We start from the raw sequence: 25,077 nt of genomic DNA, 5'->3' as shown, positions 1-25,077 counted from the left end.
AGGATGAGGATTAACGCGACGGAACTACCTCAGGGTAGTTCTCGGTGGAAACTCTTCACGTGCAGCATCCCGGCCACACTTCTGATTTGGAACGGGATTTTATGGCGGTTGTGCGTCAGAACACGAAGGCGGCGGCCCGTTCCAGCCCGGGAAGGACCGGGGCGGCGGCGTCAAACAGCGCCCGATGGCCGAATTCGCCGTGGGTACGGGTCACGATCATGGCCCGCGGAGGCCTAGATTCGGCCGAAACCCCCACCAGGCGCCCGCCCTCCTTGAGCTGCCCAAACAGCCCCTCCGGCGTCACCTCGGTGGCACCATTGAGGATGATCACATCGTAGGGCGCTGCGGACGCATCGCCCTCGGCGCAGGAGGCAGCCTTGCAGCTGACATTGGCGAGCCCCAGGGCGGCGACGACGTCCTTGGCCTTCGCGGCCAGCGCCGAATCGCATTCGGTCGCGGTGACTTGGCGCGCGAGCTTGGCCGTCAGCGCGGCGAGATAGCCGGTGGCGCAACCGACGACCAGAACGTCGTCCCCCTCGCCGATTTCGGCGGCCTGGAGCAGCTTGCCGGTCAACTGCGGCTTGATCAGGAACCGCTTGGCGCCCGCCTCGCTGACATCAAGGTCCAGGTCGAGATAGGCCAAAGCCTGCCTGCTGACGGGCACGAAAGCCTCGCGCGGAACGGTGAGCATGGCATCGAGAATACGACGGTCGGTGACGTCACTGGTGCGCACCTGGCCATCGACCATTTTTTGGCGCGCGGTCGAGAAACCGGACATTTGCGGACCCTGAAATGCGGACTATGCCGCTGAGATGAGCTGGCGGCATCTTTGGTACATGCCCGGCCAAAACGCAACATGGCGTTGGCCCGGACGGCCCGCCGGGGGCGCAACTCACCGCATCAGGAGACGAGCAGCCTCTATTCGATCGCGACTGCGAGACGGCCGATCAGCGCTGCAACTTCGTCCAGCCGCGCCGAGTCGGGCGCCTCCACGGCGCGCGCGAGGCAGGCCAGGCATTCGTCGTCGCTCAGTTCGGGAACATCTGCCGGCAGAACCGAGGGGGCCATTTCGGAACGGTCAACCTGGACGTCTCGCATTGGATCATGCTCCGTAAAATTCCGGCAGCTACGAAGCTCGACATGAATTGGGTCGATTTGGTGCCGCCCGCGCGGCGCGATAGCGCCAACACACACATTTGTTTGGGCGCGATTCTGTGCAGGCGGACGGATAAACTTGGGCTGTCGACCAACGGTCAACGTTCGCCGAGTAACGTGCTAGCCTACCATGAGTTGATCGATTCCAGCTTGTAGGTTAGCTTTCCTGCCCTTGATGGGAGCGGGCTTTGAGCGTTTTTGAGATGGTGGGTCGTCTAATTCGATCACAGCCGAGACTTCCGAAAGATCGGCAAATCGCTCCGCACCTTGAAAATCAAAAGCTGTCAGGAGCAAGCATTCTCCGGGCCCAGCGTCTTGGCGCCGCGATCACAGATTCCGTTCGAATTCGGCGTGAACTCATCGCAAGCAAACCGGAGATCGACGAGAGTTTTGCGATGCCTGCGGCTAATTGGGATGCCGACATCTCGAATGATTACCTCCGATGCTACAAGTTGCTCGCAACACTGACACCACAGGAAATCGAGCTGCTGCGCTTCCGCTCGCAGAATTTCAGCGGAAATAATCTTACAAAAATGGCACCCGGCGTAGGCACCAGCGGGACAGATCCGGTCGCCGATGATCTGGAGACGAGATGGACCAATCAAACACGGGATCAGCTCATAACGCACTGGGAAGCGTTGACGAACAACATCCCGTCGCAATTCGTTCTGAACGCGCCCAACATTCTGGGCGAATGCGGCTGGTGGTGGAAGGGCCGCATCGTGAACTCCGACGTTGTCAACTATCAAGAACGCATGAGCCTGATGGCCCTCTCCGACATACTGAACCGGTTCAGTGGCCGCTCACCTCGCATCCTCGAAATCGGCGGCGGCTACGGCGCGCTCTGCTTAGGCCTGCTGAACGCACTCAAGCCAAGCCAATACGTGATTTGCGACCTTCCCGAGTCTCTCCTGTTCTCCGGCCTGTACTTGTCGACGGCCCTTGATCGCGAAACTCGTCTTGTGGATGCAGATAACAGCATCGCTCAAGGATCGAGCGGAGAAGTGTGTCTTCTCCCGAATTATTTGGCTCAAACGCACATTCCCCGGCAGCAATTCGACCTTGTCATCAATACGCTCTCGATGAGCGAGATGAGCCCTCATCAGGTAAAAACATATGCTGAGCTCATATCGACGTCGATTGGCTCCACTGGTGTGTTCTTTGAGCAGAACCACGACAATAAGCCGGTCGGCCTGATTGACTGCAAAGATTACCTTGGCGCTTTCTTCAGCAAGGTCGCTTTCATTGAAGCGCCAATTCCGGTTGTGCGCGGCAAAGCTGCGGTTTGGTCGAATTAGCAAGCCAGCCGACCTGTCGGGGTCTATCGCCCTGCGATAGTGAACGAACGGACGGCCCGCCGGATCGCCTTCGCCGACATCGGAAGGTAGCACCCGACCGCCCCTGATCAGGAACCGATGATTCCTGGACGAAAAAGGGGATCTGCTTCCGAGAGCATCTCCGTGGAGCGCAACACGTCAGCCTGGCGGCTTAAATCTATTTGATTCTATTGAAGAATTTGGCTCCCCGGGCTGGATTCGAACCAGCGACCATCCGATTAACAGTCGGATGCTCTACCGCTGAGCTACCGAGGAAAAGGGCGAACCAGTCGTTCGCGCGCGGCTGCGTATAACAAAGCCGGTTGCGCTTGCAAAGACGAATTCGTCATTTTCCGCAAGGCGCCTGAGGACGGGCCGTGACGCGGCCCTCCCCCCTTGCCATGTCGGCCGGGGCTACTCGGCGAGGAAGGAGGTGGTCTTGGTGCCGGGGTCGTAGCGCAGCCGCAGCGCCGTCATCTTGCAGAGGTTGACGTTCTTCCAGAGCACCGCCTCGTCATAGTTCTGCCAGTCGACGCGGATGTTCCAGACACAGCCCTCGTCGTCCTCGTCGAATTCGACATAGGTGCTGGCCTGATTCTGCAAAACCTTCTCGAGCTCGTTCTCCCATTCATCCAGACCATCGTCCGGGGCGTTGAAGCCAAGGAACTTGATGCCATAGCCGGTCTCGTTGACGACGGTGACGTTGCGGGCGTCAGCCGCAAAAGACGGCGCGGCAGCGATCGCGATTCCGATCGCGATCAGCCCAGACAGAAAATGCTTCATTGAAAATCTCCCGATCGAAACAGGCTTCGGCGCCCGGCGTCGATCGGCGCAGGCGCCGTTGCAACAAATGGCGTTGCCTCGAAAGCTTCCTCCGAAGCGCGATCGACAGTTTCAACGCGCCGTCGACCCGCACTCGGAAGTCATGCGCGACGCGAGACGCGCATGGCCTGTTCTATCGTTCCGAATTCTCCGCAGCAATGAATGGGCATTCATAGATCGGCGGCGTTTGTTTTCTCCGGCAAGGGCGCAGGCACGGCGGCGCCGTTGCTCTTTCCCGTCACCGCGCCGACCAGCGCCTTTACGGGATCGTCGTCCGGCGTGAAGCCGCTCTGGCGCAGGATCTCGTCGATCATCGGGCGCAGCGCGTGCACCTTCAGAAGCTCGCCGGCAAGGCCTTCGCCGAAGCCCACATTGCCGCCGGCACCATTGCCGTTGCCGCCGAACGCCCCTCCGGTGTGCAGGATGCGGACGTCCTTGAGGTTGGCTATCGGCTTCACCATCTCGGCCAGCGCCGAGGGCATGGTCTCGATCCGCTTCTTGGCGATCTCGAAATCGATGACGTTGCTGCCTAGCTTGTTCTGGGCCTCGTTCTTCATGGTGATCACGGCGGCCTCGGCCTCACCGATGTTGCGGACGCCGACGGCCTTGATCTTGTTGGACTCGGCTTCCGCGGTGGCCAGCGTCTTCACGGCCTCGGCGCGATCGAGCGAGGCCTTCTTCTCGGCCTCGGCGGCGACGATCAGCTCGGTCGATTTGCGTTCGGCCTCGGTCCGTGCGGCCAGCACCTGGGTCAGACGGGCGCGATCGGCGATCTCGACGGCACGCGCGGTGACGACCTTTTCCTCCGCGGAGACGGCGAGCGCCTCCGCCGTCTTGGCTTCGGTGACCGCTTCCGACGTCTCCTTGCTCTTGGCGGCGATCTGGATCTCGTTCTCCTGGGTCGCGATCTGGATCTCGCGCTGGGCGTCGGTCTTGCGCTTGTTGATGGCGAGATCGGATTCGATCACCGCGGTTTCCTTGACCTGCTTGGCGCCCGCCTCCTTCTCGGCAACGGCACGGTCGGTGTCGATGCGGGCATTTTCCTCGGTCAGGCGCGCAGTTTGTGTGGCAGTCGCGACCTCGGCGCGGGTGCTCGCGGTCTTGTTGGCGATGTCGCGCTCCTGGGAGAGCTCGGCCTCCTTCTTGGTCCGCTCGATCCCGAGGGTCTGCTGCCGCGCTTCGAGGTCCTTTTGCGCGATCGCCACCTCGTTGTCGCGGACGATGGCGTTTCGATCGCGCCGCCGGGTCTCGGTGACGGTCTTCAATTGGGTGAGACCTTCCGCGTCGAAGAAATTCTCCGGGTTGAAGAACTTGACGTCGGTCTGGTCGAGCTTGGTCAGCGACACCGATTCAAGCTCGAGACCGTTCGATTTCACGTCGGACTCGACGGTGGACTGCACGTGCTTGACGAAGTCGGAGCGCTTCTCCTGGAGCTCGAGGATGCTCATGGTCGCGGCCACCGAGCGCAGGCCGTCGACGAATTTCGCCTCGACCTGGTTGCGCAGCGCCTCGGCATCATTGGTCAGCGCGCCCAGCGTCTGGCTCGCGAGCGCGATGCTCTCCTCGTCGGGGCGGACGCGGACGTAGAATTCGGCGACGATGTCGACCCGCAGGCGGTCCTTGGTGATCAGGGATTCCCGCTCCTTGCGCTCGACGGTGAGCCGCAGCGTCTTCAGATTGACGCTGGCATAGGAATGGAAGATCGGCAGGATCATGGCGCCGCCGTCGAGCACGACCTTCTTGCCGCCGAGCCCGGTGCGCACGAACGCTTCGTCACGCGTGGCGCGCTTGTATAGAATGGTGAAGACGATCCCCAGGACGACGATCAGCGCGACGCCGATCACGGCCGGGACTGCGATGTCGAACATGATTCTCTCCGATAATGGACGTGCTAGCTGCTTAGACTGGGCTTGGAAGGTTTGAGTTCATCGTCGGCCTTCACCGCCACGAAGCGGGTGCCGTCGCGATCGACCAGGAGAACCAGCGTTCCCTGCGGCAAAGGCGATGATGAAGGTGCTGCGACTGCCGAGACGAAGTGACGGTTGCCGTGGATGTCGGCGACGCTGACGCGTCCCGGCGGCCCCTGATCGAGCGGACCAATGACGACCTCACCGATCCGGCCGACGAGATCGCCGAGGCCGACCGCGTAGCTCTCGTCCTTGGGAATGACCCGCGCGATGGCACGGCTGGCAAAGCGAACCAGCGGAACCGATGCGGCGACCGCCCCGACCGAGGCGACCGTCGCCGGCAAGGGACCTGCCACCAACCGCGCGACGTCCTGGATCAGGAAGCCGGTGATGGAAAAGGCGCCGAGCAGCAACAGCAGGAAGATCAAGAGCGGTACACCGCCGACATTGATCCACGAGATCGCATTGATCGCCCCATTGTCGCTGGGGTGAGCGAAATCGATGTTGGTGCCCAGCATCTCGCTGAGCGAAGCCCCCACCAGCATCGAGACCACCTCGATCGTGCCAACGATGACGATCATGGCCGCTGCGATCGCGAACGGCCTGACCTCCGGCGACATGACGTGTTCGAGCAGAGCGCTCATGACACGGCACTCAGGAGCCCGACTTCAACCGGGCCAGCCGCGCTGCAATTTCCTTGTCGCGATGCAACGTGCTGAGCTCGTCGATGTCGCTCGAATAAGGGATGCCCGGCGGCACGCCGGTCGCCCGCGCCACCGCCCTGCCCGCACGCAGCGCCTTCGCCGCCGCAGAGCTGCCGCCCTGCTTCTTGGGCGATGTCGAGGCCTGCTGGCTTGCGACAGCCTCGCTCTTTTCGAGATCGGCGCGGCGCTGCTCGGCGTCCTGAAGCGCCGACAGCACGGCACGCAGCGAAGTCACGCATTGCTCGATCTTCTCGTTGTTCTCGTCGATGGCCCGCGAGAGCACTTCGAATTGCGCTTCCAGATCCATCTGTCGCGCGATGCCGGCGCGGGCGAGATCGTCGCGGCCATCGGCGATCGCGCCCTCGATCTTGGCGGTCAGATCGGCCATCGCACGCTCGATTTCGCTGCGGCGCGCGTTGAGACGGTATTCCTCGGCCCGGGCTGCGGCGAGCGCATCGCGCGCCTCGCTCTCGGCGCGCTCGATCTCGCGGATGGCCTGTCCAACCACCTTGAGCTTGTTCTTGCCTTCCGCCTGCTCGATCGCGTCATAGGCGATTCCGGCGATCAGGCGCCCGACACGGGACAGGAAATTGTCGGGAGCGGCAGCGATGTTATCCATAGCGTTCTCCTCCTCTGGTAGACTGTTCGGCGTGACGCCGTAGTGAACTTCGAAACCGTCGTCGGTCCGGATGAGGTGTGCGGGCACGCTCTGCCCCCAGCCCTCGGCATAGCCCGCATAGTCGAAGGGCACGCTGAAGCGGCCTTCTACGGTCGCAATCGAGATGGTGGCAGGCCCCTTGATCTTGGCGAGCTTGTCGTCGAGCGGCAGGCGGCGGCCTTGGGCCGCGCGATAATCGGCACGGTCACGCAAGCCCAGGGTCACCAGACGCGACGGCAGCGCGGTCTCCTTACGGATCGGCTCATAGGCATGGGCGTGGAGCAGGACCACGTTGGAGCCCAAATTGTGGGTCCGCGCGACCTCGTCGAGAATCTCCATCATGCGGTCATAGGCCCGGAATGTCGCCTCAAGCGCGGCCTTGGCGGCGGGGTCAGGGGCAAGCCGATAACGCAGCGCGGACGGGGCATTTCGGGGCGACGGGCTCATGAAAAGCACTAAAGCACCATTTTAGTGCTTTCGGAAGGGCAGTTTCGATCACGTTCCACTGATCCCTATGCACTCTGTCGGTTAGTCGACGCGGTCCCGGCGTGCGTTCAAGCCGGCCGATCACCTCTAGATCACAGCCGATCAAGATCTTCTGCACGCGAAGGTTGCAATTTTACGCACTGGGTCGAGGGCGCGTGGAGCCCGATCCAGATTGCGCCGCTCCGCTTGCAATGGCGGAGCAGGCTACTTGCGCAGGGTGCCCTCTCACTCACGAGCGCCACGCAAACCAATCGTTCAACAGCTTGTCCGCAGCATATTCACAGACGCAGATCGACAGATTTTGCATGGTGCGCCCTCCACTTGCTGCGCACAAATCCACAGGCTCTATCCTCCGGCCTGGTCGAACACGCTTCTGCAAGCGTCGCTTTGGCTTGAGCGATTACGCCGCAGGCACGCGGTGATGGCTCGGACGTTGGGAATTTCGCCGGCGCAGAGGCGATAAACGTCGGGCGTGCAGGCCCGGCGCTGCTCCGGCGTCCCCTGCGCATGGCCCGCGGACGTAAACAACGTGAGAAACAGCCCGAGCGTCGAGGCCCGGCGCGCCCGGCTCTTCACTGCTGCGAACCGCAAGAACCTCGCCTTCATGACCGTTCTCCCGTTCTGCGCTGTCCGGCTGCGCTTGGCCGTCGTCGGACGCGAGGTTGCCAAAATAAACCTCCGGGGATGTGATTTCTTTCACACTGTCGGCCGAACTGAGGAACCTAGAATTCGCGAGGGGATTTTCATCACTCGCTAACCAATCGGGCCCTGATCGCCGGATCGTTAAAATGCGAACGATCGGGTCAATCGGACAACAAACCGGCTTTGCGACATTGCGCCATCCGCGTTCCGGAGGGTGCGATGAGCGAAGCCGAATTCAACTTGCTGCTGGATGCCGTCCGGGACGTCATGACTCACGAAGATTTCGCGCCGATGCCGGAGCATGATTTCGCGCCCCGCTCCTCGCCATACGCGGCCTTGCCCCAGACCACCCCAGTGGCCGCCAACGACAACGAGGGCGCCTGGCCCCTGCTGCCCTTTCCGGAAGGCTGGTACGCGGCCTGCTGAGGCCATCGTCGTTGCGAATGGACACGCCCGCTTCGCGGGCGTTTTGTCGTGGGCGAGCGCCCAAGCGGCGGTCAGGTTTTGACGTGATCCTCGCTATCCTGCGGCACCCGGTCGGGGGCCGCCGGCGGAAAGATGCTGTCATAGATCGCGCGCGCCTCGCGAATGAGACGGGCACGCTCCAATTCGGTTTTCGGAACAAATCGGACGATTTCGCCCACGGGTGCTCCAGCGCTCGGTGATAGGGCATTTCGCCCAGCCGATGCGAACTCTGTGCCACCGAGGTGAATCGCGGGCTTCACTAGGCCCCAGGCGAACCCGGACTCACCCGGTCGCCTGCCAAGCGGATCGGCGCGAGGCCTGCGCTACAGCCAATTACTTTTCAAAATCAGGTGCTTGTAATGGAGGCCACGACCAGAATTGAACTGGTGTACACGGTTTTGCAGACCGTTGCGTAACCACTCCGCCACGTGGCCCCACGGCGGAATGCCTTAGACATTTCCGGCGCTTGTCGCAAGTCCAACGGCGGATGATATGGGCCGAAGTCAGTCCCGCTTGCTGCGCCTGAAATCGCGTCGGCGGCCCTTCGGGGCCGGCTTTGGCGCCAATTCCGGCATTTCGACCTGAACTTCGCGGTAGCGAGTCAGCAGTCGCTCAAAACTGGCGTGCAGGATCTCGGTGATATCAGGGCGCCGTTCAAGGCCGGCGAGAATCGTCGCCGCGGCCTCAATGGTCGAGAGGCCGTCGCGGCGCGGCTCCTTGCGCAGGCGCCCGTAGCGCGAGGGGTGCGCGGGGTTGAGGATCACGCGCTGGCATTTCAGCATCCAGGGATTGCGCCACCATAGCGCCTTGGCCTGGCTCCAGGTGCCGTCGAGCAGCACCACGCCTTCGAGCTTGCCGAGGATCGCGCGCTGGTTCTCCGCGACCTCGCCTTTGCGGTTGAGCGCGACGATCTCGCCCTCGACGTCGAGGTCTGCAGCGCGGGCCGAGCCGAGATAGAGCACGGCCCAGCGCGCGGCGTTCTCGACCGGCCGTCCGAGCGCCTTGGACAGGCTCGGCCACGACAAGCCGACGCGTACAGTGGCATCTTCGAAATGCTTCGCAAGCAGCCGCGCCGTGCCGAGTGCCCTGTCCTGCTCCTGCGGATGCTGCAGAATCAGGAGCGACAGACGATTTTCAATGGGCGTGACGCTGTCGCAGATGCACAGCGGCATCGGCTTCTGACAGTGCGGGCATTCGGGGACCGGCTCGGGCGCAGCGGCGATGTCGGGCGGATTGGACATCGCGCCGCTATACGCTTTGCACCGCGCTTCAACAACCTATTCCGCAGGCGCAGCCAGCGGACGCGGCGCAGATCGCCGCCGCAGGCGGTCGATCAGGAGGTAGATCACCGGCGTCGTGTACAGCGTCAGGATCTGCGAGACGAACAGGCCGCCGATGATGGTGATGCCGAGCGGCCGGCGCAGCTCCGTGCCGGGGCCGGTCGCGATGACGAGCGGAATGCCGGCGAACAAAGCCGCCATCGTCGTCATCAGGATCGGGCGGAAGCGCGCCTGACAGGCCTCGAAGATCGCTTCCGCCGAGGACAGGCCGCGCTGACGCTCGGCATCGAGCGCGAAGTCGACCATCATGATGCCGTTCTTCTTGACGATGCCGATCAGGAGGATGATGCCGACGAACGCGATCACCGTCAGCGGCGTGTTGGTGAGCTGGAGCGCAAGCAGCGCGCCGAGGCCGGCCGAGGGCAGCGTCGAGATGATCGTGAGCGGATGGGCGAGGCTCTCGTAGAGCACCCCCAGCACGATATACATCGCAACCAGCGCGCCGAGGATCAGGAGCGGCTGACGGCTGCTGGTCTTGGCGAAATCGCCGGCATTGCCGTCGAAGCTGCCGCGGATACCCTCGGGCATGTGCAATTCCTCGACCGCGCGCTGGATATTTTGCGTCGCATCCTGCAGCTGCACGTCGGGCAAGAGGTTGAACGACACCGTGGTCGAGGGGAAAGACTGCGAGTGATAGACCGCGAGCGCGGCGAGCCCGCGCGTCGCGTGCACCACGGCCGAGAGCGGCACCTGCACGTCATTGGCGCCCGCGACATAGATGCGATCCAGATTGGAGGGATCGACCTGGAATTTCGGGTCGATTTCCAGCACCGTCATGTACTGGTTGCGCTGGGTATAGATGATCCCGATCTGCCGCTGCGAGAACGCATTGTTCAGCGCATTGTCGATGTCCTGAACGTTGACGCCCAGCGCCGAGGCTTTCTGGCGGTCGATCGACAGGGTCAGCTGAAGCCCGCCGGGATCGCGGTCGCTGGAGATGTCGGTAATGCCTTCGATGCTTTCCATCCGCTTGGCGACGATCGGCGCCCATTTCTGCAGCAGGCTGAGATCGGTGCTGGTCAGCGTGTACTGGTAGTCGGAATCGCTCTGCCGTCCGCCGGCGCGCACGTCCTGGGCGGCGAACATGAAGAGGCGAATGCCGGGCACGGGATAGAGCGCGCGTCTGAGACGATCGATGACGACCTGTGTGGAGACGTGGTCGCGCTCCTCCGGCGGCTTCAGGCTGATGAACATGGAGCCGCGATTGGAGGTCGCCGCCCCCGGCCCGCCTCCGCCGCCGACGGTCGATCCGATGCCGGCCACAGCAGGATCCTGCATCACGATGTCGGCAAGCCGCTGCTGGAGGCCCAGCATCGATTGGAACGAGATGTCGGCCGAGGCACGCGTCGCCCCGATGATGAAACCGGAATCGTCGGTCGGGAAATAGCCCTTGGGCACCTTGATGTAGAGCGTCACCGTGAGGCCGATGGTCGCGAAGAACACCAGCAGCGTCAGCAGCGGATATTCCAGCACGGTGCGCAAGGTGCGGGTGTAGAAGGCGACGACGCGCGAGAGCGAGCCTTCGATCAGTCGATCGAACAAGGTCGCGGTGCCCGAGGTGGTTTGCCGGATGTAATGGGCGCAGATCATCGGCGTGACCGTCAGCGACACCAGCGTCGAGACCAGGATCGCGAAGGTCAGCGTCAGCGAGAATTCGCGCAGCAGGCGGCCGACGACGCCGTCCATGAAGATCAGCGGCGTGAAGGCCGCGATCAGCGACAGGCTGATCGAGACCACGGTGAACCCGATCTGCCTGGCGCCCTCCTGCGCCGCCCGGAACGGCCGCATGCCGTGCTCGAGATTGCGGTACATGTTCTCGATCATGACGATGGCGTCGTCGACCACGAAACCGACCGAGATCGCCAGCGCCATCAGCGACAGATTGTCGATCGAGAAGCCCGCGACCCACATGCCGGCGCAGGTTCCTGCCAGCGCCAGCGGCACCGAGATGCCCGCCGCGATCGTCGGCGTCAGTCGCCGCAGGAACACGAACACCACGACCATGACGAGGAGCGCGGTCGCCAGCAAGGTCCATTGCATGTCCAGCACGCTGGCGCGGATCGTGCCGGTACGATCGACCAGGGTGGAGATCTCGACGCCGGCCGGGATCCACTGCTTCAACACGGGGATCAGGGCCTTGACCCGGTCGACCGTGTCGATGACGTTGGCGTCGCCCTGCTTGGTGATCTGGATCAGCACCGCCGGCTGCTTGTTGAACCAGGCGAAGGAGCGCGCATTGCGGACGGAATCCTCGATGTCTGCGACGTCGGAGAGCCGAACGAAATTGCCGTTCGAGCTCTTGATGATGATGTCGCGGAACTCCTTCGCCGTGCGCATCTGCTTGTTGAGCGCCAGCGTCTCGCTCTGACGCTCGCCGTTGAAGATGCCGACGGGACCGAGCGGGTTGGCGTTGATGATAGCGGTCCGGACGTCGTCGGTGGCGATGCCCGCATTCGACAGCGCGACTGGGTTGAGCTGCACCCGCACCGCCGGCTGGTCGGCGCCGGAGACCGTGACGTCGCCCACTCCAGGCACCTGCGAGATGCGCTGCGCGATGACCGTATCGGCGACGTCGTAGATCGCGCTGGCCGACAGCGTCTTCGAGGTCAACGCCAGCACGAAGACCGGCGCGCCGGCCGTATTCGCCTTGCGGAAGCGCGGCAGCGTCGGCAGGTCGGTCGGCAGATCGACCATCGAGGCGTTGATCGCCGCCTGCACGTCGCGGGCGGCCTTGTCGATGTTGCGGCCGATGTCGAACTGGAGCTGGATGCTGGTGGTACCGAGCGAGCTCGTGGAGGTGATCTGGTTGATGCCGGCGATCTCGCCAAGCCGCCGCTCCAGGGGCGAGGCTACCGTCGCGGCCATCACGGACGGATCGGCGCCGGGACGGCTGGCCGAGACGAAGATGGCAGGGAAGTCGACGTTCGGGACCGAGGCGACGGGAAGGAACTCGTAGGCCACGACACCCAGCAGGAACAACCCGATCGACAGCAGCGTGGTCGCGACCGGGCGGCGGATGAAGGGCTCCGAGATCGAGACCATCACTGCATCCCCTCGGTCGCGCCCGCGACCGGCGGGCCGCCGGATTCGGCCGGCGGCAGCGCCTGCTCGAGGCGGCGGTTGATGCGGTCGAGCGCGAGGTAGATCACCGGCGTGGTGTAGAGCGTGAGCAGCTGGCTCAGCAGCAGGCCGCCAATGATGGAGACGCCAAGCGGGAAGCGCAGCTCGGCGCCGGTGCCGCTCTCGATCGCCAGCGGAAGCGCACCAAACAGCGCCGCCAGCGTCGTCATCATGATCGGGCGGAAGCGCAACAGACAGGCCTGCACGATCGCCTCCTGCGGCGACATGCCCTGCCCGCGCTCGGCGTCCAGCGCGAAGTCGATCATCATGATCGCGTTCTTCTTGACGATGCCCATCAGGAGGATGATGCCGATCAGGCCGATGACCGAGAGATCCTGCCCGCACAGGATCAGCGCCAGGATCGCGCCGACGCCGGCCGAGGGCAGCGTCGACAGGATCGTGATCGGGTGGATGTAGCTTTCATAGAGCACGCCGAGCACGATGTAGATCGTGATCACGGCCGCGAGCAGCAGCCAGGGCTGGCCGGCGAGCGCCTTGGCGAATTCGGCGGCATCGCCGGCATAGACGCCGACGATGCTGTTGGGCATGCCGATGCGGGTCTCGATCGTCTTGACCGCTTCGACGGCATCGCCGAGCGCGGCGCCCGGCGCCAGGTTGAAGCTGAGCGACACGGACGGGAATTGCGCCTGGTGCGAGATCGCCAGCGGCGCAGTGGTGCGCTTCAGGGTCGCTACGGCCGACAGCGGCACCTGGGCGCTCGGCGCGCCGACGGTCGTGCTGCTGGCGGCACCCGGCAGATAGAGCTTCGACAGGACCGAAGGATCGCGCTGATACATCGGCAGTGCCTCCAGCACGACGCGGTACTGGTTGGCCTGGCCGTAGATGGTCGAGATCTGCCGCTGCGCGAAGGCGTCGTTGAGCGTATCGGTGATGGCCTGGAGGCTGACGCCGAGCTGGCCGGCCCGCGTGCGGTCGACGTCGAGCTGCGCCCGCAGGCCGCCTTCCTGCGCCTCCGAGGAAACGTCGCGGAACAGCGGATCACGCCGCATCTCCGCCACCAGCTTGCCGGCCCATTCCGACACCAGCGCCGCGTCGGTACCCGTCAGCGTGTACTGGTACTGCGAGCGGCTCGACTGGGTCGAGATCTGCACGTCCTGCACCGGCTGGAAATAGACGGTCATGCCGGGAATGCCCGCCACCCTCTCCTTCAGCCGGATCACGACCGCTGCGACATCGTCACGCCGTTCGCCGCGCGGCTTCAGATTCATGACGAGGCGCCCGACATTGGTGGTCGGGTTGACCGAGCCGGCGCCGATCACGGAGACGACGCCGACGACGTCGGGATCGGCCTTGATGGCGTCGGCCACCTCGGCCTGCCGCTTCTGCATCTCCGCGAACGACACGTCGGGGCCAGCCTCCGTCACCGCCGTGATCGAGGCGGTGTCCTGAAGCGGCAGGAAGCCCTTTGGCGCGACGACATAGAGGACGAGTGTCGCAATCAGCGTGACGAAGGTTACGACCAAGGTCGCGCGCTGACGCTCCAGCACCCACAGCAGCGTCCTGTGATAGGCCTCGACGGTACGGTCGATGAAGCGGCTAATCGCGGCCAGGCCCGGCACCGCCAGCTCCTCATGGGCATGCTTGAGCAGGCGCGAGCACATCATCGGCGTCAGCGTCAGCGAGACCACCGCGGAGGTCACGACCGCGATGGTTAGCGTCAACGCGAATTCGCGGAACATGCGCCCGACGAGGCCCGACATGAACAGCAGCGGGATGAACACCGCGATCAACGAGACCGTCAGCGAGATCACGGTGAAGCCGATCTCGCTGGCGCCCTTGAGCGAGGCCTCCATGGCGCTGTCGCCGTTCTCCATGTGGCGGACGATGTTCTCGATCATGACGATGGCATCGTCCACCACGAAGCCGGTGCCGATCGTGAGCGCCATCAGCGACAGATTGTCGAGGCTGAAGCCGGCAAAATACATGATGCCGAAGCTCGTGATCAGCGACAGCGGCAGCGCCACGCCCGCGATCACGGTCGCACGCAGCGAACGCAGGAACAGCAGCACGACCAGCGTCACCAGCACGACGGCAAGGACCAGCGTAAACTGCACGTCACGCACCGAGGCACGGATGGTCACGGTGCGGTCGGAGACGATGGTCAGGTTCACGCCGGCCGGGATCGCGCGCTGCACCTTGGGGATTTCGGCACGGATCTGGCTGACGACGTCGATGACGTTGGCGCCGGGCTGGCGCTGGATGTCGATGATGACGGCCGGCGTGCCCTGGTACCAGCCGCCGGTGCGGTCATTCTCGAGGCCGTCGACGATCTGCGCGACGTCGCCGATGGTGACGGGCGAGCCGTTGCGGTAGGCGATGATGATCGGCCTGTAGGCGTCGGCTGCGGCGATCTGGTCGTTGGCGGCGATGATGTAGGCTTGCTGCGCGCCGTCGAGAGAGCCCTTGGGCCCCGAGACGTTGGCATTGGCGATCGCGGTGCGCAGATCCTCCATGGCGATGCCATAGGCGGCGAGTCGCGCAAGGTCCGCCTGGATACGCACGGCCGGCTTCAGTCCGCCGAGCACGGATACGCGGCCGACGCCGGAGATCTGGCTCAGCCGTTGCGCCAGAATGGTGTCGGCGATGTCGCTCATCGCCCGCAGCGAGATCGTGTCCGAACGCAGCGCCAGCGTCATCACCGGTGCATCCGCCGGGTTCACCTTGGCGTAGGTCGGCGGGTAAGGCAGCGTCTTGGGCAGCACGCCCGCTGCGGCATTGATCGCAGCCTGGACGTCCTGGGTGGCGCCGTCGATGTCGCGGTTGAGGTCGAACTGGAGCGAGATCTGGCTGACCCCGAACGAGCTCGTCGAGTTCATCGCCGATAGCGACGGGATCTGGCCGAGCTGCCGCTCCAGCGGTGCGGTGATCAGCGAGGCGACCACGTCGGGGCTGGCGCCGGGCAGCTGCGTCGTCACCTGCACGGTCGGGAAATCGACCTGCGGCAGCGCCGAGACCGGCAGCGCGAAATAGCCCAGCAGCCCGCCGATCAAGAGCGCAATGCCGAGCAGCGAGGTCGCGATCGGACGGCGGATGAAGGGTTCGGAGACACCCATGGGTTACGCCTGCCGCATCACGCGGCTGTTGTCGGGATCATGGCTGCTTGGCTCCACTTCCCGCTGCCCCCGGCCCGGGAGCCGGCCCGGTCTGCCCCTTCTGGTCGCCCTCGCTGCTCTTGCGCTTGGCGCGGAGCTCGCCGTCCTTGCCCTGTCCGTCCTTCTGGTGCTCCTTCTGCCCTTCCTTGGCGCCATCCTTCTTCTGAGCGTCCGGCCCGCGCGAACGCTTACGCGGCGCCAGATCGGCCGAGGGGGTCTGGTCGTCGCGGCCGATGATCACCTTGGAGCCGTCGGACAGATTGGCAAAGCCCGTGGTGACGACCTTGTCGTTCGGCGACAGGCCGCTCGCGATGACGGCGTCATGCTCGTTCTGCTGGGTCACCGTCACGGGCTTGGCCGAGACGACGTTGTCTTCGCCGATGACGTAGCTGAAGGTCCCGATCGGACCACGCTGCACCGCGGAGGTCGGCACCACCAGCGCCTGCGTCAAGGTCTCGACCTTGAGGCGGACGTTCACGAACTGGCCCGGCCAGAGCTGGTAATTGGCGTTGGGGAATTCGGCCTTGAGCTTGAGCGTGCCGGTGGTCTGGTCGACCTGGTTGTCGATGCCGGTGAGCTTGCCCGTGTCGATGACCGTGACGCCGTCATTGCCGAACACGTCGACGGGGAGCGTTCCCTTCGCCGCCGCGGCGTTGACGCGCATGATCTGCTGTTGCGGCAGGCTGAACCACAGCGCGATCGGCTGCAATTGCGTGATGACGACGAGGCCGGTGGTATCGGAAGCGTGGATGATGTTGCCCTGGTCGACCTGGCGCAGGCCGGCGCGGCCTGAGATCGGCGCCACGATCTTGGTGTAGCTGAGCGTTGCTGCGGCGTTGTCGATCGCGGCCTGGTCCGCCTTCACCAGCGCCTCGGTCTGCGCCACCAGCGCGCGCTGGGTGTCCGCCTGCTGCTTAGAGCCGGCGTTTGACGCCGCGAGCTGCTCGTACCGTGCAAGGTCGATGCGCTGGTTGGCGAGCTGCGCCTGGTCCTGCGCCTTCTTGGCCACAGCCTGGTCGTACTGCGCCTGGTAGATCGCGGGATCGATCTCGCCGAGCACGTCGCCCTTCTTGACGTCCTGGCCTTCCGTGAAGTTGACCGCGATCAGCTTGCCGTCGACCTGCGAGCGCACGGTCACGGTGTTGAGCGCGCGGATTGCTCCGACGCCGTCGAGATAGACCGGAACGTCCTGGATGCGCGGCGTTGCGGCCAGCACGGGCACCGGCAGATCGGGGCGCTGGTTGCGGTTGTTGGCCTGCTGCTGTTGCGTGACGGTCCAGCCGAGATAACCGAGCCCGCCGAGAATCGCGAGCGTGATCAGGGTCATGACGAATCCGCGGCCGCGCGACTTCTTCGCCGTCGCCTCCTGTGCGCCCTGCTTTGTATCGGGCTTAAAGAGCATTGACCGGTTTCTCCATCCTCGGCTCCCAACCGCCGCCGAGTGCCTGGTACAGGCTGACGATGGCGAGAAGCCGTGCGAGTTGGGCCTGCCACAGCGCGTCTTCCGCCTGGAACAGGGTCAGTTGGGTGTTGAGCACGGTCACGATGTCGGCAGTGCCGGCGCGCAATTGCTGCTCGGAGAGATCGAAGGCGCGGCGCGAGGCGGCAACGACGTCGCGCTGCAATTGCAGCCTGATCGTGGTCTGCTTGATCGAGAACAGCGCGTTGTCGACGTCGGCAAAGGCCTGGATGATCGTCTTGCGGTAGGTCTGGAGCAACTCGTCCTGCCGCGCCTTGGCGAACTCGAAATTGCCGAGGATCCTGCCGCCATCGAAGATCGGCTGCGTGGCGCTGCCGACGAGCTGGAAGAAGGCGGCATGCGGCTGGAACAGCGAGACCAGCGCCGAGCTCTGATAGCCGCCATTGCCGGTGAGCTGGATCGTCGGAAAGAACTGCGCGCGGGCATTGCCGATGTTCGCGGTGGCCGACGCAAGCTGCGCCTCCTGCCGGCGGATGTCGGGCCGCTGCGTCAGGATCTCCGACGGCAGGCCGGGCGTCACGCGCGGGATCGCGATCCGGTCCAGCGAGCCGCCGAGCACTCGCACGCTCTCCGGCGGCCGCGACACCAACACGGCGAGCGCGTTGACGTTCTGGTCGAGCGTCTGGCGCAGCGGCGGCACCAGGGCCTTCTGGTTCGCCAGCACGCTTTCCTGCTGGGCGACGTCGAGATCGGTACCGGTGCCGGCCTTGCGGCGATCTCTGACGGCGTCGAGGATGCGTTGCGCGCTGGCGATGTTGCGCTGTGAGGTCCTGATGCGGTCCTGCGAGGCTAGCACCTGGAAATAGGCGTTAGCGACTGACGCCAGCGTCGTCAGCGCGACCGTGTCGCGATCGAAGCGGTTGGCGTGGGCCGTCTCCTCCGCCGTCTGCAGCGCGGCGCGATTCTGGCCCCAGAAATCGAGCTGATAGCTCGCGCTCAGCGAGGCCGAATAGTTGACGACCTCGCGTCCGCCGATGGACAGACCCGAGGCGCTCGAGCCCGAGGTACGCGAATAGGTTTCCGATCCGGCCGTCGACACGCTGGGCAACAGCGCCGCGCCCGCCTGCCGCGCCTGGGCGTCGGCCTGGACGATGCGTGCAACGGCAGCGGCAATATCGAGATTGACGGTCTGCGCCTCCTCCATCAGCTGGGTCAGCTCGGCTGAGCGGAAGCCGCGCCACCAATCCAGCGACGGCGGCGTATCTCCCTTCCCCGCGTATTTGTACTGCGCGGGAACGTCGAGCGCGGGATCGGGAAGATCCTGCGTCAGCAGGCACCCACCGGAACTCGCCGCAAGGCACAGCGCCGCAAGCCAGCGCGCCGCAAGGCGCGTCCGGGACGGCGAAGCAGGAGACCGCCGCATGGCGATCGCTGGAACATCCCGTGTCACATCCACCCCCCGCCGGGCAGATCGAGCCGCCACCGCGAAGCCGGATTAGCCGATTCGCGGCGGCACAGGCGGGGGACGTTGGACAACTCGTTCACAGCTGCGATGCTTTCTCGGAACCTTGAGACCCATACTAGCCGGGCGCGGAACTGCGGGACAGTCCCGCAGGTGCGAGAAGCACGCCGGAACAGGCGAAAGTCAGGACCACACAAATGAGAAATATCCCTGTCTCGCAGGGACTTCTTTCATTGTTGTGCAGTCCTGCCACGCGTTCAAGCTTACTAAGATTTCATGTGATATTGCCGCAACAACCGCGCGGTCACGCTGCTTAACGGCATTAACGCGACTTCAGCTTCGATCTCGCGCTCAGACGGGCGCTCTCACGAGATCGTCAATTGCCGAAATTGCGAATGCGTCTCACTCACGCAGATCTCCGTCCAGCAGCCATGCCACCGAGCACCCCGGCGTCGACCTCATCGGTCGGAGGCGAGACGATTGTCAGAGCGGCCCAAGACGATCGCCAGCTTCCGTGCTCCGAGGAGGATCGCGGATGTTCCTCTCCGATTATCCCGCCTGGCGGTCGGGCACATCCTTGCTGAAGTCTGCGGGCTCAAAATAACCCTGCTGCCGCGGCAACTTCGGCCGGTTTCGCCGCAGTGCAAAAGCCTTTCCCTTTTGCCGTGCAAGCACTAGGTTCTGGCCAGCCTGATCAACCCTTTGCCAGTGATTTCCCCCGATATGACCTTCACGAATGACGTTGTCGAAGCCATCGGCAACACCCCGCTCATCAAGCTCAAGCGCGCCTCGGAATTGACCGGCTGCACCATCCTGGGCAAGGCCGAGTTCATGAATCCCGGCCAGTCGGTGAAGGATCGCGCCGGCAAATGGATGATCCTGGAGGCTGAGAAGCGCGGCGAGCTGAAGCCCGGGGGGCTGGTGGTGGAGGCGACCGCCGGCAATACCGGCATTGGCCTTGCCGTCGTTGCCAGCGCGCGCGGCTACCGCACGCTGATCGTGATCCCGGAGACGCAGAGTCAGGAGAAGAAGGATTTCCTGAAGCTGTGCGGCGCCGAGCTGATCGAGGTGCCGGCGCTGCCCTATGCCAATCCCAACAACTACCAGCATGTCGGCCGCCGGCTCGCCGACGAGCTGCGCAAGACCGAGCCCAATGGCGTGCTGTTCGCCGACCAGTGGAACAACCTCGACAATGCCAAGGCGCATTACGAATCCACCGGACCCGAGATCTGGGAGCAGACCGGCGGCAAGGTCGACGGCTTCGTCTGCTCGGTCGGCAGCGGCGGCACCCTCGCCGGCACCAGTCGCTACCTGAAAGAGAAGAACAACAGCATCCGCATCGCCTGCGCCGATCCGCACGGCGCCGGCATGTACGAATATTTCAGGACCGGCGATGCCAAGGCGACGCCGGGCGGCTCGATCACCGAGGGCATCGGCCTCAACCGCGCCACCGCAATCGTCGAGACGGCCAAGGTCGACGACGCCTATCTCATTCCCGACGCCGAAGCGGTCAGCGCGATCTACGAGCTGCTCCAGCACGAAGGCCTGTGCCTCGGCGGCTCGACCGGCATCAACATCGTCGGCGCGATGCGGCTGGCCAAGCAGCTCGGACCGGGCAAGACGATCGTCACCGTGCTCTGCGATTCCGGCAGCCGCTATCAGTCCAAGCTGTTCAACGCGGACTTCATGCGCGCCAAGAACCTGCCCGTGCCCGAGTGGCTGGAGAAGCGCAGCAACATCAAGCCGCCCTTCGTCTGATAGCCATAGCGAGCGCGCGTCGGACGCGCGCTCAGGCCGGCGCTTTAGGCGCCCTCGCCGTTCGCCGAGGCCGCGGCACAATAGTCGCGCCAGAACTGGCGATAGCCGGCCTCGACCTGGCGCGTATAGATCTCGACATTGCCGGCCGGCGAGGCAGCGATCCGAGCCGGCAGCTCCGCGCGCAGCTTCGCCAGGTAAGCAGGCTGCGCCGCGTGCTTGCATGCGATCGCCGCGTAGCCCTCGTCGTCTTCTGCGACCCAGTCATCGAGCCCGACTGCCGTCACGATGGAGCCGCCGGCCCGCGAGGATGCACCATGGCCGAGCTTGGCGACGACGGGAACGCCCGCATAGAGAGATTCCCAGGTGCTGACGCCGCCGTTCTGCGGGAATGGATCGAGCGAGATGTCGACATTCGCGAAGGCCCGCAGATGCTCGGTGCGATCGGACGAGCCGAGGCAGGTGATGTTGCCTTCCGCAATCCCCTGCGCCACAAATCGAGCGAGCAGGCCGTCACGCACCAGGGGATCGTCAAGCAGGGTGTGCTTGATGATGATCTTCGATCCCGGCACCTCGCGCATCACCTTCGCCCAGACGCGGATGGCCTCGTCCGAGATCTTGTTGACGCGGTTGAACACGCCGAAAGTAACGTGGCCGTTGCGGAGCATGGGAAGCTCCGAAGGCGGCACATCCAGGATGGGATCGGTCGTGATCAGGCACGGCAGGTCGAAGACCTTTTCGGCCAGCAGATGCCGCGCCGATTGCGGAATGAAGACCGGATCGGCGAGCACGTAATCCATCGTTGGAAGACCCGTGCCGGTCGCGTGTCCGAAGCCCGTGACCTGAATGGGGACCGGCTTGCGGGCGAAGACCTGGAGCCTGTTGCCCGACGAATGCCCGGACACGTCGATCAGGATATCGACCTTGTCGGCCTGGATACGGTCAGCCAATTGGTCGTCAAACATCTGCCAGGCATCGACCCAGACGTCTGCAGACGACTGGAATTCGGCTGTCACCTCGTCTCGTATCGGCGAACACGAATAGCAAGCGACGTCGAAGTTGGCATGGTCATGATGGCGCAGTACCGGCAGCAGGCCGAACGCCGCCGAGTGATACCGAAATTCGGCGGAGACATAGCCGATCACGATCCGCCTGTCGGGGTCGAGCTGCCTGGGCGCGAGCGTGCGTTGCGGCACTCTTGCGCCGATCGCCTGCCCCCAAGACTTCCGCGTGGCCTGCTGGATCGTGAAATCGGCCTCGGGAAGAAAGTCCAGAAAGTAAATCTTCCGCGCGATCAGGTCCGGATCCGGCGAGATCGCCAGCGCCGCATCGAGATGTTCGATGGCGGACGCGATCTCTCCCTGGTTTGCAAAACAGGAGCTCAGCAGCGCCATCGCGATGGTGGAGTGTGGATTTTGCTCCAGCAAGGTCGTGCAGGCCAGGATCGCCTGTGCAGTATTTCCTAGGCTGAGCGAGACCTCTGCCTTTCCACGCAAGGCAACTTCAAGCCGGGGCGACAATGCAAGTGCCGCATCGAAGTCCGCTGCCGCCTGTTCAAGCCGCAACAGTTCGGCATTGAGGCGTCCGCGCTGCGCCCAAATCTTCGCGGAATCGGGTTTGACCGCGAGCGCCGCTGAGAGCGCGGCTTCCGCCTCGTCGTAACGCCTGAGCTCGATGCCGACCATGCCTTTACCCGCGAGCGCTTCGACGTGGCGCGGCTGAAACAACAGCGCACGATCAAAGCTCTGTTTGGCGCGGTCAAATCTATACAGCGCCATCTCCGCAACGCCACGATTGCAAAGCGCGTCGGCATAGTCAGGCTTCAGTTTGATCGCCCGGTCGTACATCTCGATGGCCTGTTCGGGCAGGTTCATCTGAAGCAAGACGCTGCCCAGGCCGGCCAAAGCCGGCGTGAAATTCGGCTTCAGCGCGATCGCCTTCTCCTGGCAGGCCCGGGCCGCCTCTGGTTTCTGAAGGACGAAGTACACGGACGCGAGATTGCTATGAGCCTCGTGCGAACGCGGATCGATCGCGACCGCGCGTTCGAGCAGCTGCTGCGCCTCTTCAGGGCGCCCGCGCTGTTGCGCGCACAAGCCGAGTAGGTGCGTGGCGTCGAAATGATCCGGAATGGCCTGCACGATCTGGCGGCAGATCGCATCGGTCTCTGCATACCTGCCCTGGCCATAAGCGCTCGCTGCAGCGGCGATGGCAGCATCGGCCTGCTTCTTCAACTTCTTCTGCAACCGCGCATTCTGGAATGCGCGCGCGCCGGCGCTGCTCTGCAAGGTGTCTCTCCGGAAGATGGCCCGCCGCGAGTCTAGCTGATTCGCACAAACGGGCCGGAGGGGATGAAATCGGCCCGGGTTATCCCGGGGCTCGCTGCTGATCCGGCTCAGGAACCGGTCGGTGCGTCGGCCATAATTGTCGCAGCGTCGCCGCCATCAGAGGCCGCGGCGCAATAGTCGCGCCAGAACTGCCGATATCCCGCTTCGAGCTCACGCGTGTAGATCTCGACGTTGCCGGCGGGCGAGGCTGCGATCCGAGCCGGCAACTCAGCGCGCAGCTTTGCGAGATGACCGGGCTGCGTTGCGAATTTGCGGGCGATCTCGACATAGCCGTCGTCATCCTCCGCGACCCAGTCGCCGAGACCGACGGCGGCCACGATGGAGCCGCCGGCACGCGAGGAGGCTCCATTGCCGAGCTTGGCGACCACGGGAACGCCCTTGTAGAGGGACTCCCAAGTGCTGATGCCGCCGTTTTGCGGGAACGTGTCGAGCGAAATATCGATCTGGTCGAACGCGATGAGGTGGTCGTCGCGCGAGGTCGTGCCGAGGCAGGTGATGTTCTCCTCCGCAATGCCCTGCGCCACGAACCGTGCGACCAGGCTGTCGCGCAGCAGGGTATCGTCCAGCAGACCATGCTTGAGAACGATCTTCGATCCAGGCACCTCCCGCATGATGCGCGACCACACCCGGATCGCGTCATCCGAGATCTTGTAAATGCGGTTGAATACCCCGAACGTGACGTAGCCGTTGCGCAGCATCGGCAGCTCCGAGGGCTGCAGATTGGTGACGGGCTCCATCGTGATCAGGCACGGCAGATCGAAGATCTTTTCCGGAAACAGATGCCGGACCGAAGGCGGAATGAAGATGGGATCCGCCAGCACATAGTCCATCGTCGGCATGCCCGTGCCCGTCGCATGACCGAAGCCGGTGGCCTGGATCGGCGCCGGCTTCCGCGCGAAGCATTGCAGCCTGTTCCCGGTGGTGTGGCCCGAAACGTCGATCAGGATATCGACCTGGTCGGCCTCAATGCGATCGGCGAGTTCGTCGTCTGAAAGACCCCAGGCATCAACCCAGACGTCCGCCAATGACTTGAACATGGCGGTGTACTCGTCCGCGCCCGGCCAGGAATAGTAGCAGATGATCTCAAACTTGGCGTGATCATGGTTGCGCAGCACCGGCAGCAGGGTAAGGCCTGCCGAGTGCTGCCGGAATTCGGCGGCGACATAGCCGACCACGATTCGCTTCTCCGGGTCCAGCGGCCGCTTCGGCAGCGTCCTTTGCGGTATCCTCGAGCCGATCGCGTCCCACCAGGATTTTCGCACCGCCTGCTGGACCACGAAATCGGCCTCGGCGCGGTAGTCCTGCAGGAAGATCTTGCCCCTGATTGCATCCCCATAGTCCGGGCGCAAATCTAGCGCGCGATCGAGATATTCGATCGCGGTGTCCATGTCGCCCTGGTTCGAATAAGCGAAGCCCATCAGCGCCATTCCCATCTCGGAGCGCGGATTTCGCTCGATCAAGGTCGCCGCCGCGGCCATCGCCTGCGCGGTCTTTCCCATGACGAGGCAGGTCTGAGCCTTACCCCGGAGCGCCAGTTCGAGCTTCGGCGAGATTGCAAGCGCCGCCTCGAAATCTGCAAGTGCGGGCTCCAGGCGCTGCAGCTCGTAACTGAGCCGCCCACGCTGGGCCAGGATCCTCGGCGCGCCCGGCTTGATGGCCAGCGCCGTAACGAATTTGGCGGCCGCCTCTTCGTAGTGTCGCAGTTCCATGCTGACCATGCCGCTGCCGACGATGGCCTCGGCGTGACGCGGCTGAAACAGCAGGGCGCGATCGAAACTCTCCTTGGCGCGCATGATCTGCCCAAGCACGATCTCGACCATGCCACGGTTGCACAGCGCATCGGCATAATCCGGCTTCAGCTTGATGGCACGCTCGTGCATCTCGAGCGCCTGTTCGTACCGCCCCATATGCATCAGCGTGTTGCCGAGATTGGTCAACGCCACCGCGAAATTCGGCTTCAGGGCGATTGCCTTCTCCTGGCACCGCCGCGCGTCCTCGTAATTGCCGAGGTCGAAATGCACGGTCGCCAGATTGTTGTGAGCATCGTGCAGACGTGGATCGAGCTCGATCACGCGCTCGAGCAGCTGTTGCGCCTCCTCCAGGCGCCGACCGTCATGGGCGCACATGCCGAGCAGATGCATGGCGTCGACATGATTGGGGATCGCCTTCAATATCTCACGGCAGAGCGCTTCGGTTTCGGTATATCTGCCCCGGCCATAGGCGGCGGCCGCTGTGGAGAGGATAGCGTCCGCCTGCTTCATCAATTTCTTCTGCAATCGCGCATTCTGGAATGCGCGCGCGCCGCCGCCGCTGCTCTGCAAGGTGTCTCTCCGGAGGGTAGTCCGGCAGGAGTCTAGCTGATTCGCG

At 64.1% G+C, this 25,077-nt stretch carries 18 protein-coding genes and 2 tRNA genes; 3 read left to right on the top strand and 17 right to left on the bottom strand.

What is annotated here, in order from left to right; all coding sequences use genetic code 11:
* Positions 1–115 precede the first annotated feature (115 nt).
* Positions 116–778 (bottom strand): protein-L-isoaspartate O-methyltransferase family protein, encoded by a 663-nt coding sequence (locus BCCGELA001_RS18900; RefSeq protein ID WP_008559132.1) that lies wholly within the window; start codon positions 776–778, stop codon positions 116–118.
* A gap of 140 nt (positions 779–918) precedes the next feature.
* Positions 919–1,098, bottom strand: coding sequence for a hypothetical protein (locus BCCGELA001_RS18895; RefSeq protein WP_060736029.1), 180 nt, complete (start codon positions 1,096–1,098; stop codon positions 919–921).
* A 245-nt stretch (positions 1,099–1,343) separates the two neighbouring features.
* On the opposite strand from BCCGELA001_RS18895, the gene BCCGELA001_RS18890 reads away from it, so the two are divergent.
* Positions 1,344–2,453: a putative sugar O-methyltransferase gene (locus tag BCCGELA001_RS18890; RefSeq protein WP_144441361.1), complete on the top strand. Its 1,110-nt coding sequence runs from the start codon at positions 1,344–1,346 to the stop codon at positions 2,451–2,453.
* 219 nt (positions 2,454–2,672) lie between these two features.
* On the opposite strand, the gene BCCGELA001_RS18885 is transcribed toward BCCGELA001_RS18890, so the two are convergent.
* The 6 genes from BCCGELA001_RS18885 to BCCGELA001_RS18860 form a co-directional block, all read right to left on the bottom strand.
* A tRNA-Asn gene (locus tag BCCGELA001_RS18885) sits at positions 2,673–2,747 on the bottom strand.
* A 138-nt stretch (positions 2,748–2,885) separates the two neighbouring features.
* Positions 2,886–3,254 carry a hypothetical protein gene (locus BCCGELA001_RS18880; RefSeq protein ID WP_008559123.1) on the bottom strand — a complete coding sequence of 123 codons (369 nt, stop codon included), beginning with the start codon at positions 3,252–3,254 and terminating at the stop codon, positions 2,886–2,888.
* Positions 3,255–3,463: 209 nt separating this feature from the next.
* Positions 3,464–5,161 (bottom strand): flotillin family protein, encoded by a 1,698-nt coding sequence (locus tag BCCGELA001_RS18875; RefSeq protein ID WP_008559121.1) that lies wholly within the window; start codon positions 5,159–5,161, stop codon positions 3,464–3,466.
* 23 nt (positions 5,162–5,184) lie between these two features.
* A complete protein-coding gene (locus BCCGELA001_RS18870) occupies positions 5,185–5,844 on the bottom strand; it encodes an OB-fold-containig protein (RefSeq protein ID WP_008559118.1) in 660 nt (219 codons plus the stop codon).
* 10 nt (positions 5,845–5,854) lie between these two features.
* Entirely contained in the window at positions 5,855–7,018 is a 1,164-nt protein-coding gene (locus tag BCCGELA001_RS18865) for a PspA/IM30 family protein (RefSeq protein WP_060736028.1), read from the bottom strand.
* Positions 7,019–7,393: 375 nt separating this feature from the next.
* The gene (locus BCCGELA001_RS18860) at positions 7,394–7,654 is read right to left on the bottom strand and encodes a hypothetical protein (RefSeq protein ID WP_008559108.1); all 261 of its coding nucleotides are present in this window, start codon (positions 7,652–7,654) and stop codon (positions 7,394–7,396) included.
* A gap of 255 nt (positions 7,655–7,909) precedes the next feature.
* Here BCCGELA001_RS18860 and BCCGELA001_RS18855 point away from each other — a divergent pair, with 255 nt between their 5' ends.
* Complete coding sequence (locus BCCGELA001_RS18855) at positions 7,910–8,116, top strand: hypothetical protein (RefSeq protein ID WP_008559106.1); 207 nt, start codon at positions 7,910–7,912, stop codon at positions 8,114–8,116.
* A 71-nt stretch (positions 8,117–8,187) separates the two neighbouring features.
* Here BCCGELA001_RS18855 and BCCGELA001_RS38400 read toward each other — a convergent pair whose 3' ends face one another.
* From BCCGELA001_RS38400 to BCCGELA001_RS18825, 7 genes are all read right to left on the bottom strand, one after another.
* Positions 8,188–8,334: a hypothetical protein gene (locus BCCGELA001_RS38400; RefSeq protein ID WP_008559105.1), complete on the bottom strand. Its 147-nt coding sequence runs from the start codon at positions 8,332–8,334 to the stop codon at positions 8,188–8,190.
* A 181-nt stretch (positions 8,335–8,515) separates the two neighbouring features.
* Positions 8,516–8,589: transfer RNA gene (locus tag BCCGELA001_RS18850), tRNA-Cys, on the bottom strand.
* A gap of 69 nt (positions 8,590–8,658) precedes the next feature.
* Complete coding sequence (locus BCCGELA001_RS18845) at positions 8,659–9,396, bottom strand: tRNA-uridine aminocarboxypropyltransferase (protein WP_060736027.1); 738 nt, start codon at positions 9,394–9,396, stop codon at positions 8,659–8,661.
* A 36-nt stretch (positions 9,397–9,432) separates the two neighbouring features.
* Positions 9,433–12,537 carry an efflux RND transporter permease subunit gene (locus BCCGELA001_RS18840; protein ID WP_008559092.1) on the bottom strand — a complete coding sequence of 1,035 codons (3,105 nt, stop codon included), beginning with the start codon at positions 12,535–12,537 and terminating at the stop codon, positions 9,433–9,435.
* Positions 12,537–15,689, bottom strand: coding sequence for an efflux RND transporter permease subunit (locus BCCGELA001_RS18835; protein WP_060736026.1), 3,153 nt, complete (start codon positions 15,687–15,689; stop codon positions 12,537–12,539). The genes BCCGELA001_RS18840 and BCCGELA001_RS18835 overlap by 1 nt, the downstream gene beginning before the upstream one ends.
* Before the next feature lie 37 nt (positions 15,690–15,726).
* Entirely contained in the window at positions 15,727–17,130 is a 1,404-nt protein-coding gene (locus BCCGELA001_RS18830) for an efflux RND transporter periplasmic adaptor subunit (RefSeq protein WP_060736025.1), read from the bottom strand.
* The gene (locus BCCGELA001_RS18825; RefSeq protein ID WP_236840901.1) at positions 17,120–18,571 is read right to left on the bottom strand and encodes an efflux transporter outer membrane subunit; all 1,452 of its coding nucleotides are present in this window, start codon (positions 18,569–18,571) and stop codon (positions 17,120–17,122) included. The genes BCCGELA001_RS18830 and BCCGELA001_RS18825 overlap by 11 nt, the downstream gene beginning before the upstream one ends.
* A 762-nt stretch (positions 18,572–19,333) precedes the next feature.
* On the opposite strand from BCCGELA001_RS18825, the gene BCCGELA001_RS18820 reads away from it, so the two are divergent.
* Positions 19,334–20,368: a cysteine synthase A gene (locus BCCGELA001_RS18820; protein ID WP_060736024.1), complete on the top strand. Its 1,035-nt coding sequence runs from the start codon at positions 19,334–19,336 to the stop codon at positions 20,366–20,368.
* Between the two features lie 44 nt (positions 20,369–20,412).
* Here the strand turns inward: BCCGELA001_RS18820 and BCCGELA001_RS18815 are convergent, their stop codons facing one another.
* The gene (locus BCCGELA001_RS18815) at positions 20,413–22,650 is read right to left on the bottom strand and encodes an O-linked N-acetylglucosamine transferase, SPINDLY family protein (RefSeq protein ID WP_060736023.1); all 2,238 of its coding nucleotides are present in this window, start codon (positions 22,648–22,650) and stop codon (positions 20,413–20,415) included.
* Between the two features lie 107 nt (positions 22,651–22,757).
* Positions 22,758–25,031 carry an O-linked N-acetylglucosamine transferase, SPINDLY family protein gene (locus BCCGELA001_RS18810; protein ID WP_008559051.1) on the bottom strand — a complete coding sequence of 758 codons (2,274 nt, stop codon included), beginning with the start codon at positions 25,029–25,031 and terminating at the stop codon, positions 22,758–22,760.
* Positions 25,032–25,077: the final 46 nt, after the last annotated feature.

This window comes from Bradyrhizobium sp. CCGE-LA001, assembly GCF_000296215.2.
Lineage (GTDB): Bacteria > Pseudomonadota > Alphaproteobacteria > Rhizobiales > Xanthobacteraceae > Bradyrhizobium.
This window is presented reverse-complemented; position numbering and strand designations above follow the sequence as displayed.